Origin of the sequence: Polaribacter sp. IC073, assembly GCF_007997075.1 — a bacterium.
In the GTDB taxonomy this organism is placed as follows: domain Bacteria; phylum Bacteroidota; class Bacteroidia; order Flavobacteriales; family Flavobacteriaceae; genus Polaribacter.
On record NZ_VORS01000017.1, the window covers coordinates 1 to 15,885 of the forward strand.

Annotated in this window: 7 protein-coding genes, 1 tRNA gene and 1 CRISPR repeat array; of the genes, 3 read left to right on the forward strand and 5 right to left on the reverse strand. The window is 29.9% G+C overall.

Annotation, left to right across the window (positions count from 1 at the left end; genetic code table 11):
- Window positions 1-2,799: direct repeats of the CRISPR family, unit length 36 nt; unit sequence GTTGTGGTTTGATTAAAGATTAGAAAAAACGATATT.
- Window positions 2,800-2,909: 110 nt separating this feature from the next.
- Together cas2 and cas1 are read right to left on the reverse strand one after the other, a co-directional pair.
- Complete coding sequence (gene cas2, locus ES045_RS15940) at window positions 2,910-3,239, reverse strand: CRISPR-associated endonuclease Cas2 (RefSeq protein ID WP_147117275.1); 330 nt, start codon at window positions 3,237-3,239, stop codon at window positions 2,910-2,912.
- Window positions 3,230-4,114, reverse strand: coding sequence for a type II CRISPR-associated endonuclease Cas1 (cas1, locus tag ES045_RS15945; RefSeq protein ID WP_147117276.1), 885 nt, complete (start codon window positions 4,112-4,114; stop codon window positions 3,230-3,232). The genes cas2 and cas1 overlap by 10 nt, the downstream gene beginning before the upstream one ends.
- Window positions 4,115-4,695: 581 nt before the next feature.
- Here cas1 and ES045_RS15950 point away from each other — a divergent pair.
- On the forward strand, window positions 4,696-7,668 hold the full coding sequence (locus ES045_RS15950; RefSeq protein ID WP_147117277.1) for a DEAD/DEAH box helicase: 2,973 nt from the start codon (window positions 4,696-4,698) through the stop codon (window positions 7,666-7,668).
- 242 nt (window positions 7,669-7,910) lie between these two features.
- Here ES045_RS15950 and ES045_RS15955 read toward each other — a convergent pair.
- The 3 genes from ES045_RS15955 to ES045_RS15965 form a co-directional block, all read right to left on the reverse strand.
- Window positions 7,911-7,983, reverse strand: a tRNA-Gly gene (locus ES045_RS15955).
- 327 nt (window positions 7,984-8,310) lie between these two features.
- Entirely contained in the window at window positions 8,311-12,465 is a 4,155-nt protein-coding gene (locus tag ES045_RS15960; protein WP_147117278.1) for a PAS domain S-box protein, read from the reverse strand.
- Window positions 12,452-13,411 (reverse strand): ABC transporter substrate-binding protein, encoded by a 960-nt coding sequence (locus ES045_RS15965; protein WP_147117279.1) that lies wholly within the window; start codon window positions 13,409-13,411, stop codon window positions 12,452-12,454. The genes ES045_RS15960 and ES045_RS15965 overlap by 14 nt, the downstream gene beginning before the upstream one ends.
- Before the next feature lie 395 nt (window positions 13,412-13,806).
- Here ES045_RS15965 and ES045_RS15970 point away from each other — a divergent pair, with 395 nt between their 5' ends.
- Window positions 13,807-14,235 carry a hypothetical protein gene (locus ES045_RS15970; RefSeq protein ID WP_147117280.1) on the forward strand — a complete coding sequence of 143 codons (429 nt, stop codon included), beginning with the start codon at window positions 13,807-13,809 and terminating at the stop codon, window positions 14,233-14,235.
- A 495-nt stretch (window positions 14,236-14,730) separates the two neighbouring features.
- A complete protein-coding gene (locus tag ES045_RS15975; RefSeq protein ID WP_147117281.1) occupies window positions 14,731-15,240 on the forward strand; it encodes a hypothetical protein in 510 nt (169 codons plus the stop codon).
- Window positions 15,241-15,885: the final 645 nt, after the last annotated feature.

Here is a 15,885-nt window from a genome sequence, read left to right on the forward strand (position 1 = left end):
GTTGTGGTTTGATTAAAGATTAGAAAAAACGATATTTACCTCCTCACTAAAACTATTAGCAGTAAGGTTGTGGTTTGATTAAAGATTAGAAAAAACGATATTGTTGTAGCACCACCACCATTACCCCAATTAGTTGTGGTTTGATTAAAGATTAGAAAAAACGATATTAAAGAGAGATTTAGGAAGTTACGGATATGGTTGTGGTTTGATTAAAGATTAGAAAAAACGATATTTCTGTTAATTCTAAGTAGTTACCATTAATAGTTGTGGTTTGATTAAAGATTAGAAAAAACGATATTTAACCCTACTATGTGTTGGGCAAGGTGGCGGTTGTGGTTTGATTAAAGATTAGAAAAAACGATATTTTTCTATCTCATCAATTAAACTAAATAAAGTTGTGGTTTGATTAAAGATTAGAAAAAACGATATTTTAATTTAAGAAGCCCTTACTATGTTTCAGTTGTGGTTTGATTAAAGATTAGAAAAAACGATATTCTATATGAAACGAACAAATAAGATGAAGTAGTTGTGGTTTGATTAAAGATTAGAAAAAACGATATTTACTTATATTTTATTATTTCAATTTCTTTAGTTGTGGTTTGATTAAAGATTAGAAAAAACGATATTTTTCGGACTTGTGAAAGTTAATTTACCATGGTTGTGGTTTGATTAAAGATTAGAAAAAACGATATTTCTTCTGTTGTTAGATTGTTTTGTAATGTGGTTGTGGTTTGATTAAAGATTAGAAAAAACGATATTACACTTTCTACTTTTTCACCTTTAGTAGTAGTTGTGGTTTGATTAAAGATTAGAAAAAACGATATTTGAATTAGTAGCAGCAGGAATTAACTACAAGTTGTGGTTTGATTAAAGATTAGAAAAAACGATATTTAGTTTCTTTTAATGCCTTTAATTTAGCAGTTGTGGTTTGATTAAAGATTAGAAAAAACGATATTTCAAATGTTACTTTAGGAGCTAACAATGAGTTGTGGTTTGATTAAAGATTAGAAAAAACGATATTTCCGTAATCTTTTAAAACTCTTTTGCATTGTTGTGGTTTGATTAAAGATTAGAAAAAACGATATTGAAATAAACCTACAACCTAGACCTTATTTGGTTGTGGTTTGATTAAAGATTAGAAAAAACGATATTTTAGTAGCGTTTTCTGTTTGCGCTCCAATAGTTGTGGTTTGATTAAAGATTAGAAAAAACGATATTAATTTTGAATTTCTCATATCATCTTGAATGGTTGTGGTTTGATTAAAGATTAGAAAAAACGATATTGAAATTAACCTACAACCTAGACCTTATTTGGTTGTGGTTTGATTAAAGATTAGAAAAAACGATATTTAGGTGATGGATTTACAAAGGGATTAACCGGTTGTGGTTTGATTAAAGATTAGAAAAAACGATATTAAATTAAAAGGTATTGAAAAACAGGGATAGGTTGTGGTTTGATTAAAGATTAGAAAAAACGATATTTTGTAGTGTTGGTTTAGAGCGTCATCGAATGTTGTGGTTTGATTAAAGATTAGAAAAAACGATATTTGCTGTAACTTTGGTTTGTTAGCGTTTGAGGTTGTGGTTTGATTAAAGATTAGAAAAAACGATATTTATTTAAAGCTCTTAATTTAGCCTTTAATTGTTGTGGTTTGATTAAAGATTAGAAAAAACGATATTTGCTTGTCCGTTTCTCTTATCGTTTAACGGGTTGTGGTTTGATTAAAGATTAGAAAAAACGATATTAATTTTTGGTGTGAGCAAGATGCTAGATGGTTGTGGTTTGATTAAAGATTAGAAAAAACGATATTACTCACTAACTCGGGTTTTGTAAATACAACGTTGTGGTTTGATTAAAGATTAGAAAAAACGATATTTAATTATAACTTGGTCATAACTGTACGCTGTTGTGGTTTGATTAAAGATTAGAAAAAACGATATTGAGTGAAAAAGAATAGTTTTAATCGTACTAGTTGTGGTTTGATTAAAGATTAGAAAAAACGATATTAGTCTCCGGTAAATTCTAAACAATCCCACAGTTGTGGTTTGATTAAAGATTAGAAAAAACGATATTATAATTCCATCATCAATTACAGCTTTTGGTGTTGTGGTTTGATTAAAGATTAGAAAAAACGATATTTCTAAACGTTAAACTTTCACACCTAAAACAGTTGTGGTTTGATTAAAGATTAGAAAAAACGATATTTTTATTCATTGCATCTAAAGCAACATCGCTGTTGTGGTTTGATTAAAGATTAGAAAAAACGATATTACCGTCCATTGTTGGTATCAAGTCACGCTGTTGTGGTTTGATTAAAGATTAGAAAAAACGATATTTCTTGAGATAGCGAGTGAAACTCTACTAGAGTTGTGGTTTGATTAAAGATTAGAAAAAACGATATTTGTGCTTCTTGTTTCTTATAAGGTTTCAGGGTTGTGGTTTGATTAAAGATTAGAAAAAACGATATTTTAATTGCACCCAACTTTTATTAACAGCAAGTTGTGGTTTGATTAAAGATTAGAAAAAACGATATTCAACAGGCTTGCGTTTACTCTTGTCGTAGAGTTGTGGTTTGATTAAAGATTAGAAAAAACGATATTCGCTGCACTAAAATGAGCATTACAGCAATAGTTGTGGTTTGATTAAAGATTAGAAAAAACGATATTGTCTAAAGTGGTAAGAACGGTGTCTTCAAAGTTGTGGTTTGATTAAAGATTAGAAAAAACGATATTGCTTGTAATTATTTATTAAGTTAACTGCTTGTTGTGGTTTGATTAAAGATTAGAAAAAACGATATTAGTTGCTGTGTTAGCTTCTAATAATCAAAGAATTAAATAGAAATATCGTACATAAAAAATGCTTCTTACAGAGATATAATTGCTTTGCTTGAAGCATTTTTTGTTTTCTATTAAAAAAGTTCTAATTGCATTGGTGGTGGTTCTTTGAGTGTTTCTACTTTACCCCAAAAATTCATTATATTTCCATATTGCTTATCTGTAATTCTTAAAATACTTACTTTTCCATAAGGAGGTAATAGTGCTTTTATTCTTTTTTCATGAGCATCTGCACTTTCACTACTTGCACAGTGTCTCATATAGACAGAAAATTGCATCATAGTAAAACCATCTTTTAGTAGGTTTTTTCTAAATTGTTGTGCATTTCTTCTATCTTTTTTAGTTTCTGTTGGTAAATCAAAAAACACAAATAACCACATAACTCTATAATTATTTAAATCCATAATTTAGGGTACAAAATCTTTCTAGATTTCCCTGCAAAACATTGTTGTAGTGAACTTGTTGTTCTGCTTAAAGCAACCATTAAGGGGCTTTTAATGTCTTCAAAATATACTGTTTGTGTAAGTACACTCAATAATTCTAATTTTATAGGTGTAATTAAATCGTGCTCATCATACTTATCTATTAGCTCCAAAACTTTTGCGTCAATCAAAGGTCTATAGGGCTCCATAATATCATCTGCCAAACAAAAAGCATTGTATTTATTATGATGATGAATACCCAAAGTATTTAATAAACCACTACCAGAAAGAGCCCTTGCAACTGCTGCTCTTAAAATTATATATCCATAATTTAAAAATAGATTGGGGTAAGCACCAGTCCTTTCTCTTTTAAATTTAAAATCAAAAATATTTTTCCAATAATAAGCAGCTGCTACAGCTTCTCTATTATCACTATCACCACTTAAAACTTTTGTTTGATAGTGATTTAAAGGAGTGTTATTTTTACCTCTTTTGCTTAGTAGTATTGCTTGGTTTACTATTTTATGCTTTATAACCTGTTGCCATAACTGCTTTTTTAATGGTTCTGAGGCATTAATTTGATATGTAAATAATTCTTGTTGTATATGGTGGTTATCTAAATTTAACAACATACTTTGTGGCAAATGTTTGTTATCGCAAAAGATAACACTTACGTTATTTGCAGCGAGTTTAGAGAGTGCAGGTACAGAAATATAAGTTTCCTGATTTTCTATAACGATAAAACCAATATCTTCTATTGGAATTGTTTTTTCTCTATCAAGTACTTTTATTACTAATTGCTCATACTTTGTTGTTAAAGAGCATTTATTTTCAAAGAAAAGTGTTCTTTTAATCATGGTTTTTCTCTTAAAAGTATTAAATTTCTTTTAAAACCTAATAAGAAAATAAAATTTAATAAGAATTTAGTTAAATAAAAAGGCATACTTTTAGGGATACCTCATGTAAAATAGTAGTGGAAAGACCTATAAATACTAATAAAATTGAAGAAGGTTCGAATCCTTCAGGGCTCACTTAAAGCTTCACAGAAATGTGAGGCTTTTTTGTTTTCTATAGGTTTTGTAAGGGTTTATAGGTGTTTGCAACATCTTTCTCATTTTTACTTCAATCAACTAATTAATCAAATACGATCTTTTTAGGCACACAATTAGGGCTATCATTTTTTCTTTAGGTATACCAATGAAACTCAATCAAAAAGTATCGCTTCAGTAAAAACTACGCCAAACAAAAATCCCTTCAAAAAGAACATTACTTCCCCATTAAATTAAAATATGATTAATAAGTTAGCGTTCAGTAATTAACGAATTAGTTTCTTTTTTTCATTTAATAATGCCATCAAATTCAATAAGAGTAAACATCTAAAAGTATATATTCGCGCTCAATTTTTTTTAAGCTACTAACTACGAATTCTAGAAAATACATGAGCAACATAAAAAACTGGTTAAATTATTATAAAAATAGTTTAACTGATAGTGAAAATTTAGCGGTAGACATTTCTAGAATCAAAAATTTATTTCATCAAAATTATTGCGATTTAAGCACGGCAACTATTAATCCGGAAAATGCTGCAGAAATGCTCGATTTCGAAGAGAAGAGAATTAATAGGCTTAAAGGAATCACCAAAAAAGAAAGTGCGAATTGGCATAAAGTATTCGATGCTGAAATTATTATTGCCCCTTTTCAATTAGACTTTCAATCGAATGACACAAGTTTCAAACAGAAAACAATTCATCCGTTTTGGATCACTGCCAGCGTAAATCGCTTGGGTCAATTATCTGCTCCGAGAGAAATATTTCCATTAATAGTTCGTAATTATTTAGATCCAATTGCAGAGGTTGGAAATGATTTTATTTTTTCTTCAATAGAAACAATAGCAGCAGCAAGAGCTATAGAAAAACCAGCAGTTGAAAATGAGAAAATAGAATGGGGTGCTTATTGGAATTATGTTAATAAGGTTTTTTCTGAAATTACTTATGGAGGTATAAATAGTTATAAAGTCGACGGATATACAACAAATCATAAAGCTACCTATTTTGCTAGAAGTTCTAAGATTTCAGCAGCAAAAAGTATTCTTTTCTTATATGAAAACTTACTGAATATAGCCGAAGAACTTCCGTTAATTTCAAAAATAATAAATCCAAATAATAGGAAACGAAGAGATCCAATTACCGATAAAGGTTTCTTAGATTTCAATCATTTGCATTTAGGTCAAATGTCTAATGAATTTCCGCTTTCTATTAGTCAGCGAAAAACCTTACTATCTTATTTTACTGCGGAAGAAAATGCTATTACAGCAGTAAATGGCCCACCAGGAACCGGGAAAACTACTTTATTACAAAGTTTGGTTGCTACAGAAGTTGTGAGAGCAGCTATTAAAGGGGAGGAAGCGCCTGTTATTTTAGCGTGTTCTACAAATAACCAAGCAGTAACAAATATTATAGATAGTTTTATCAATTCTAAAAGTGACATGGAAAACCTAGCAGAACGCTGGATTCCTGGTTTTAATGGGTATGCAACTTATTTGCCTTCAAACTCTAAAAGTGAAAAATCTTTAAAAGATATAAATTATCTAAAAGGAAACATGTTTGGGAATGAAGGGACTTTATGTGATTTAGAAAACGAAGCGTATTTACTGGAGGCGAAGCATTTTTATTTTAGTAATTATTTTGATTATTTTGGATTTAAAGCAGACTCACTAGAAGCTGCTTGTGAACATCTTCAAGAAGAAATTTCAATTTTAGAAGACAATTTAATAGACGGAGTGCGCATCTCTCAAAATTATTTACTTTCTATTGAAAAAGTAAATAATTTACTACTTCACGATAAAAATCATATTAAAAAAAATGCAATTCAAATATTAAACTTGCAAGAATGGAGAACCATTATTACCAAGATAAAATCGTATTCGAAGGAAGAGAAATTTATCAATGAAATAAAACGTTATTTTAAAGTTTCTTCGGAAGCAAACGCCCCAAATTCAGAACATCTTTTTATTGTTAATGACGAAACACTTACAGATAAGAAAACTGCGCTCGTTTTTATAAAAAAATGCATTGCAGACCTTAATCTGGCTTTGTCTTCAAACTTAAAATTGAAGAATTGGAAACATCAAAATAATATTACAGGATATCCTTTTATTTCAGAAGAACAAATGTGGGAGTTTGAGTATGAGAAAATGGAGTCTGATGATAAAACACATCGTTTTTTTTATGATGAAATAGATTTAAGTTTGCGTCATAAGGCTTTTTTATTAGCAACTCATTATTGGGAAGCAAGATGGCTTTTAGAAACAGAAGATGTTTTAGAAAACGAAACAGAAAAAGGAACTGGTGAAAAAACGGTAATGGCAAAATGGAAACGAAGAGCGATGCTTACGCCTTGTTTTGTTGCAACTTTATACATGGCACCTACCCATTTTTTATACAGCCAGTATCAAGGTGAAAATGAAGAAGGAAAACCGATTTTCGAATACCTTCCTTTATTTAATTTTCTAGATTTATTGATTATTGATGAAGCTGGCCAAGTAACACCCGAAGTTAGTATTCCGATATTTTCATTAGCACAAAAAGCAATAGTTGTTGGAGATTTAAAACAGATAGAACCTATTTGGTCTATTCCGCCAAAAATTGATTTTGGAAATTTAGTTGATCAAAATATTGTCAAAGATCAATCGCAAACTTCCTATTTAAATGAAATTGGTTTTTTAGCTTCTAGCGGAAGTATTATGAAAATGGCTCAAAATGCCTGTGAATATCAAACACCTTTAGTTACTAAAAAAGAAAACGGATTATTATTATTAGAGCATCGAAGGTGTAATGATGAAATTATTGGGTTTTGTAATGAATTAGCATACGATGGAATTTTAAAACCAATGAAAGGAAAGGCACATAAAGATCAAATATTTGCTTCTATGATGGCTTATCATGTAGAAGGGTTTAGTGAACGAAAATTTAACAGTCGTCATAATATAAACGAGGTTAAAGCGATTATTTTATGGCTAAATAGACATAAGGAAGACATAAAAAACGCTTATAATATAGATACTATTGAAAGTGTTTTGGGTATTATAACACCATTTGCTAGTCAGAAGTCAGAATTATCTAAAGCTTTAATTCAATCTGGATTTAAAGTGAATGATATAAAACTAGGAACCGTGCATGCACTTCAAGGAGCAGAACGTAATATTGTGTTGTTTAGTTCTGTTTATAGCAATGAAGATGAAGGTGTGTTGTTTTTTGATAGAGATAATAAACCAAACATGTTAAATGTTGCTGTTTCAAGAGCAAGAGATAGTTTTATCTTATTTGGAGATACTAGAATCTTTGATGAAACTAAAAATACTCCTTCAGGAATTTTAAAAAAACACTTAAAGATGTTTGAATTACCTGCTTAAAATAAAGAATCTTCTTTAAAAGAAGAATTGAAGCCTTTTTAAGGCTTGTTTAAATGCGATAATAGCATTGCTCATTTTTACTTTTAGACTCTTTTTAGAGGTGTGAGAAACCCTCAAATAGGGATGCTAAATTATAAAGACCCACAACTTTTTGAGTTGATCCAACTTGATCCCCAATTTTGATATTTTTAGTTAAATTGAAAGCAAAAAAAAAGACCTCATAAAATTTATGAAGTCTTTTGAGCGAAAGACCAGGTTCGAACTGGCGACATTCAGCTTGGAAGGCTGACGCTCTACCAACTGAGCTACTTTCGCGTGGTAAAGAGCTGCAAATATAGAATGTTTTTTAACATCTGCAAGCGTTTTATTTACAAAAAATAAACTTTTTTTTAATAGCTTTCATACTGAAACAGTTAGCTAATAAAAAAAATATTTTTCAGCTCTTTTTACCGCTTTTATAAATGGTATTTATACTTTTTTGCTCTTTTTAATAGAAGGTTTAATGAAATTTGAAGGAATAAAGTTTATCAGTCTTAATTTAAAGCACAAATAGTATGAATAGATACTAGTTCATTAAATAAAAAAGATTCACTTCCTTAAAAATTCACAAGAGTTGTCTTCAATTATTATTTATTTAAGTTATTAAGGTAAAGGGACAAATATTTTAATGGTGGTTCCTTTATTTATTTCTGAAGAAATAGTAAATTCTCCGCGTATATTTCTAATTCGTTCTTTCACCGTAAATAAACCAAAACCAGAACCAGAATGATTTTTAAGGTGATCTAATGCAGAAGCTTCAAACCCCAGGCCATTATCAATTATAAAAATATTAACCCCAAATTCATTTTTTTCGAAATCTAAGGTAATTAAGGATGCTTTTGCGTGTTTTATTGCATTTGTAATAACCTCTTGTATGCTTCTATAAAGTAAAATAGACGCTTCATCACTTAATTTAATATGAGAAATATTATTATTATTATTTAATTGACACTTAATTTTATGAGTATTTTCTACCTCTTCAAGTAACCAATGTAATGCTTCTATAATACCCAGTTGATATAATACGGGAGGTGAAAGTTCATACGTAATTTTTCTACTATTTTCTAAAGCATCTGTAATATGAGATTCTATAAACTTTAAATCTTCTTGAATTAGTTTTAAAGTAGGGTTTTTCTTCAATTCATTAATCCTCATGTTAGAAATAACTAAAGACTGACTAAGATGATCGTGTATATTTGAAGCAATTTCTTTCTTTTGTTTTTCTTCAATCATAGTAATTTCAGTAGTTAATTCCTGCAGAGATCTTTGGTATTTCTGAATTTCCTCTTTTGCCAACACCCATTGTGAAATATCTCTAGCAGATGTAACAAAATAATTAATCTCATTGTCTTTATAAACCGGAGTGGATAAAAACTCTAACCAAACAAAGTACCCTTCTTTATGACGAACTCTAAAAGAATAAGCGTCTGACATAGCATTACTAAATATTTTTTTATTCATCGCGGTTTGTAAGTCGTCGATATCGTCTTTATGAACGATATTAAAGACTTGTCTTCCTAAAAAATCTGATGGTTCGTAGCCTAATAGGTTTTTTATTGAAGGACTAATGTATTTAAAAGTACTGTCTGGTTCTTGTAAACAGACTAAGTCATTGGCGTTATTTGCTAGTAAACGATATAATTCTTCAGTTTTTTCAATTTCCTCCCTTGTTTGTTTTTGTTCTGTAATGTCTTGTATTATGCCTCGTAAGCTGGTTACTTCTCCTGCTTTATTAGTAACAGGGTATCCAATTGCATTTACCCATAATTTTTCATTATTTGCGTTTTGAAACCTTAGTTCTAATTCATACCTTTTCTTTAGTGTAATGCATTCTTCAACTGCGTTTTCTAAAACCTCTTTAGAACCTTCAATAAAATAAGCAGTAATTTCTTCAAGCGTTGGAACGTTCCCAATAGGAAGGGCATAAACATCAAACACCTGGTCGGACCAACGGGTTTTTCGTGAAGCCAAGTTAAACTCCCAGGCACCAATTTTAGCTATTTTGCCTGATTCATTTAAAAGAAACTCACTTCGTTCTACTTCGATAAGTGCATTTTTTATTTCAGATTTATTTCGTTTTAAATTATCTTCTATTAATTTTTGATGTGAAATGTCGGTCATCACCATTACTGCACCTATCTTAAAGCCATTAGAATCAAAAAACGGAGTACCGTTACAGGTAACTATTCGTGGTTTTTGACCTTTAGATTTAATAATCATTTCGAGATTTTTAATCTTCTTTCCATTAAAAGCTTGTATCAACGGAATCTCATGAGTTTTAAGTACTGTTTTAGAACCTACTTTATATAATCCATAATTTTCCGCCCATTCTTCTTGGGGTATTCTTAAAACATCAATACCATGCCACTCTTTAGCAGCTTTATTAAATAGCACTAATTTACCCTCGGCATTACAAGCGACTATACCTGCTGGCTGGTTTTCTGTCATCGCAAACGTAAATTCGGCTTGTTTATTTAATTCATACTGGGCCTTTCGTATTTCTGTTACATCTTCTATAATTCCTAAAATATATCTTTCATTATTAATTTGAATTGTTTCTCCTGAAGCTAGCCAAATTCTTCTTTCTCCAGATTTTGTAATAAAATTAGCTTCGTAATTTGTTACACTTCCATTTTTAATGACCTTATCTATATATTTTTTCCGAGCATCTTTCGATTCAAATAAAGTTCTCCCGGAGGTTTTCATGTCATTCAATTCTTTTAAAGTATAGCCGGTAATCTTTATTGTTGCGTTATTAGCATCTACAGTTTCATAATTATTTGCTTTTGTTAGTATTATTGCATTCGGACTGTTTTTATATATTTTATAGAACTTTTCTTCGCTTTCTTTAAGTTGAATTTCGGCCTTCTTTCTATCGGTAATATCTTGAAGAACCCCTATTACTTTAATTATATTGCCTTGTTGGTCTCTAATTAACTCTGCTTTTGAGTGAACTATTCTGCGCTTTCCTTCGTTTTTTGTAGTGATTTCATATTCAATATCAAATTTTATTCCTTTTTCAATAAAATCGATTAAAGCCTGACGTATGATGTCTCGCTTAGGAATACATGCCCCGACAAAATCTGTTGCTAAATAATTAACTTTAGGATCAAAGCCAAAAATGCGCAATGTTTCGTCAGAACCCCATAAAAATTCAGTTTGTACATTGTACTCCCAGTTTCCTACTTTACCCAATTGTTGGGCTTTCATATAGCGCTGCTCATTTTCTTTTAGTAGAAACTCTACATTTTTAATATCTGTAATATCATTAAATGTGGTAAATACTTGGTGAGGTTCATTTTTACCTTCTTTAAATTGCGGAATTGCGTCAATCTTTATCCATCGATATTCGTTATTTTTGGCATGAAATATTCCCATTATTTGATTTAAAATTGGTTTTCCCGTCTTTAAAGCCAATATACTAGGATGCTTGTTTTTTTGGTATTCAGAACCATCTTCTTGGATCGCTTTCAAATTTAAATCTGAAGACATTTTACCTTGCAGTTGCTCTGAAGAAGCGCTTAAGATTGTTTTTGCAGCAGGGTTAACATCTGTTATTTCACCTTTATCATTTTGATAAGTAACACCAAGGTTCATCCTATCAAACAACAACTTAAATTTATTATCTTGTTCTTCAATTTCTTTTTGCGCTTGTTTTTTCTCTGTAATATCATGCATTATTCCAACAACAGAGCGCAAGCTTCCATCTTCGTCTAGATTATCACTCACATACAAATCACACCAAATTTCGTTTCCATTTTTGTGTTGGTACTTTCTCTCTTGTGTATAATGAAGTATTTCACCAGACAACACTTGTTGGTAAAGGGAAGTGTTTTTTTCATTAGGATGTAATATTAAACTAGTTTGCTTACCTATGGCTTCATCAGAGGTATATCCAAATAAATTTTGCCATGTTTTGTTTACAAATAAATACTCGCCTTTTACATTTACTTCTGCTATTGCAACACTGGTGGCATTGAGTATTGTTTGGTACCTTGTTAATGTTTCTTTTAGTTGGTTGTGTATTTTTAAAAAACCATTGGCAAGGTCTGAAATTTCATCTCTTCCATCAAATAGAGATTTATTTAGCCTTGTCGGGTTATCAAACCCTTTTACAATGGCTACAATTCTCTTTAAAAAAAGAAAATTAAAAATCAACCATAAAAAAAAGCTAAAAGCAAGATATAGGACGAAGTTTATTTTTGCTTTCGACCAGATTTCATGCTGTAATATATAAAGTTCTTCTGTTAAGTCTTTAGTTAAAATTAATTGTCCTGTTAAATCGGGTAAGAAGTTACCTTCTGTAGTTCCGATAAATATCTGGTTGTATGAATATAAAATTAGGTTAGACGCATCGTAATCTATTTTTACATTAGAATCTTTTAGTTGAGGTCTAATAATGCCTGGGAAAATACTATCGGATACTCGTAAAAGATTCCGGCCTTCTAGCCGAAAATCGTTGGCGGCAATAATATTTTGGTTTTCATCAACTAACAAAACATGTGTTATGTTTTTAAAACCACTAATTTGATTTACACTTTTACGTGCTTCTGCAAGATTTTTGTTTCGTAGAGAACTTTCTACCTGTGTACCAAGCAGTAAGCCTGTTTCTCTTATTTGCTCTGATGTTCTTCTTATGGTTTCTGAAGTAAGGTTTTGTCTGCTACTATAGAAGTTTACAGTTAATAAAAGAAGATTAAACAAAAGGATTCCTAGAGGAATACTATACCTTAAAGGAAAGTTTTTAATTCTTATCATGTATGTTTTTTACGATACTCATATCAATTAGTTCAGAAACATTATGCTTCGTATTAATTAACTTAAAAGCAATCATTTTTTCATTCACTTTAGAGAGTGCTTTATAATAACCAGATTCAGTGGTATCTATTAACTTCTTGTTATCACTTAAGTTTAAAAAAGTAACACCGCCAAGAGCATTTATAAAATCTTCTGATGATATGTTGTGTCTTGCTGTAAGTTTTGGTGTAAACTTTTTAGCATTTTTTTTATAAAGAGTTATTACATCAAAGTAACCTTTACACAAGGCTGTTAATTGCTCTGTTTTTTGGGCTATTATAGTTGGTGTAGAAATTAAAACATCAGAAATTTCAAAAGGGATTTCTTTACTGTTGGATAACTCTACTGCTCCTTGCTTTTTCATTTCAGATGCAAATGGTTCGTAGGTAATCACAGCATCGAAAAGTCCGTTTTTGTAGGCTAATGGTTGGTTAGACACATCTATTGGCACATGGGTAATGTCGTTGGGAGAAAGCCCGTATATTTCTAAAAAACGAAGCATCACAAAAATACCCAGTGCACTTGCTTCGGCTCCCAATTTTTTACCTTTTAACTCTTCCATAGAGGTTATTTCTGGTTTAGCTAGAAGAAGGTCGCTTCCAGAGGAATAATCAATAACCATTAAAATACGGTCTTCCAAATTCTTGTCATTCATTTTTAAATAAAGATGACCTGTACCAATAACGGCATCTAGCAAACCTGTTTTATAAGCTCTTATTGCTTCTGATGGTGTTCTGTAATCGATAAGTTCAATGTTTTTGTCTTTGTAGTATCCTAAACTTTCTGCCAAATGGAAAAATTCATTAGGAGGCCAAATTAACATGCCAACTCTTAAAGGCTCTGGAACTTCGTCTTTACACGATAAAAATAGAATGCTAATAAAAAAGGCTATTAAAATATTTTTCATAGTATGTTTTTACAATGCGCTAAACAGCGTTATATAGAAACCCAAATACTTTATGCAAGGTTTAACTCTAAAGATAAAAAAAAATCTTATTTGGTGTGTATAATTATTAAGTTTTTATCTCATTATTATAATTAAGGTGATTTTATCAAATAAGTATAAGTTTAATTTCTATTTAGTAAGCAGGTATTATGCATTAGTTTCTCTGAAGTAGTAGCGATTGATTCTTTCATACTATTACATTAATTTTTGTGTAAAGTACTTTTTAAAAATCTTTTTCATCTTAATTTAAAAATTAAGGAAATTGCTTATTGGATGGTTCTGTGTTCTTAAATATATTTGTAGTGTACAATTAGTATATGTACTATTGATTTTTTATAACCCCCTAAATTATTATTATGAAAAAATTACAACTATTCTTTTTATTTGCTATGATCGCTTTCTCTGTTAAAGCTCAAGAAATTGCAATGAACACACCAAAAAATATTAATATTATGCACGATGTTTCTAAAAACGAAATAGTGCCTATGTTAGAAGAAACTACTTATACTTATAAGTACAAAGGGAATGAAGTTTTGGTGGTCTTTACTGAAGATGAACATATAGAATATTTTAACGATAAAAAACACGCTATTAAATCTAGTATAGAATGGACAGCTAGTGATGAGTGTTACATGACTTTAAAAGAGTCTAATTTACCAAACTTTCCTTTTACAAGTGGTATTAAATTGCACATGAAAATCACTAAGATTAAGCGTGGCTATATTTATTATGAATCTACATTAGGTGGTAGAAGCTGGACAGGTAGAATGAAACAAGTTAACTAAAGTGTAAAAATTAAAACTAGTTTTTAATTTTATTAAAATATTCCTGCATTTTTCTAAAGTATTATAAATAGACTCCTTATTTATTACTTTTGAAGAGCGCAGGATTTTTTTTTTAATAAACCATTAATCTTAACAAACAGTTTCGATAACATTCTCTAAAGTTGTCGTCAATTTATAGCATATCAAAAAATAAGTGAGCATTTAGATTCTGTTATTTCAATAATTGTAGTGCTTCTTTTTTATGTAAAAACTTATTTGAATAGAAAAAAAATAATTGTATCTAAAATGTAATATTTCAATATTTTGTAGATAAAGTGTTGTTTTATATGTTTTTAGGGTGTGTCAGGAATGATGGTGATTTTAAATAAACCACCGTTTTGTTATAAATTAAGTAATATACCTATTGGGTGGCTCATGATTCTTAAATACATTTGCAATGTATTACGTAATACATATTTTAAAACCTTATTTTAATTTTTATAATCCCCCCCAATTATGAAAAAAATACTATTTGCATTTACCTTTATGATTGCAGTATGCAGTTTCGGACAAAACAATGTAGAAATTTCTATACAACAAGACGCAAGACTGTTCTTAGTTGGAGATCAAAAAGGGAATGATCCTTTAACGATTAATTTTTTATCTAAGATAGAAGTTCCTGTTTACAGTCTTAAAAAAAGTTATTTTTCAACCTATATTTCTGTCGAGTATGCCGATTTAGTTGGTAAGAACTTTAAACGTTATGCCCTAGGTGCAGGTTATGTTGTTAAAAGTATTTATAGAAAAATAGGCGCTGGTGCCTATGTAGATTTTGGAAAGATCTATAGGGACAAAGAAGGCTTTTCTAGCATAAGTCTTAGCGGAGAACTAAATTATAAGATAAACAACCGATGGAAGCTTATTTGTACGCAACAACTAACTCATCGAAAAGATTTAAAAGTTCTTTATAATTCAAAAAACGAGTATATAATTAGTGGTTTTATTGGTTTTAAGTATAGCTTATAAAAAACTTAATTAGTATTAGAAATTAAGAAAATCACCTATTTTATAGTTTTACAATAATGAATATATTTGTAGTGTAGCAATCAATAAGCACTTGTTGATAAGGGTTTTGTAAAATAATCTAAAACAAGTAAATTCTACAGAAAATATTCCCCCTAGATTATCAATGCATGAGAGCCAAACTTTCCCTAGAGTTTAGCTCTTTTTTTTTTAGAGTATATACTGTGAAAATTAGTAAGACGTATTTTAAGCATTTTTAGAATTTAAAACCAGTAATACCTCTTCCTTTTATTTGTTTTCTAGATACACGTTAATAAATACTAGTTCTCATAGCAATTTTATTGTTTTGAACGTTTTTCTGATTTAAAACTGTAAAATATCGAGCTTGACAATTTTGATGAAATTAGTGGCGTCTCAATTAAAATGTAGAAATTAAGAAAATCACCTATTTTATAGTTTTACAATAATGAATATATTTGTAGTGTAGCAATCAATAAGCACTTGTTGATAAGGGTTTTGTAAATAATCTAAAACAAGTAAATTCTACAGAAAATATTCCCCCTAGATTATCAATGCATGAGAGCCAAACTTTCCCTAGAGTTTAGCTCTTTTTTTTTAGAGTATATACTGTGAAAATTAGTAAGACGT

Coding starts and splice junctions, on each gene's coding strand:
- cas2 (WP_147117275.1), bottom strand. CDS start 3,239: ATGGATTTAAATAATTATAGAGTTATGTGGTTATTTGTGTTTTTTGAT.
- cas1 (WP_147117276.1), bottom strand. CDS start 4,114: ATGATTAAAAGAACACTTTTCTTTGAAAATAAATGCTCTTTAACAACA.
- ES045_RS15950 (WP_147117277.1), top strand. CDS start 4,696: ATGAGCAACATAAAAAACTGGTTAAATTATTATAAAAATAGTTTAACT.
- ES045_RS15960 (WP_147117278.1), bottom strand. CDS start 12,465: ATGATAAGAATTAAAAACTTTCCTTTAAGGTATAGTATTCCTCTAGGA.
- ES045_RS15965 (WP_147117279.1), bottom strand. CDS start 13,411: ATGAAAAATATTTTAATAGCCTTTTTTATTAGCATTCTATTTTTATCG.
- ES045_RS15970 (WP_147117280.1), top strand. CDS start 13,807: ATGAAAAAATTACAACTATTCTTTTTATTTGCTATGATCGCTTTCTCT.
- ES045_RS15975 (WP_147117281.1), top strand. CDS start 14,731: ATGAAAAAAATACTATTTGCATTTACCTTTATGATTGCAGTATGCAGT.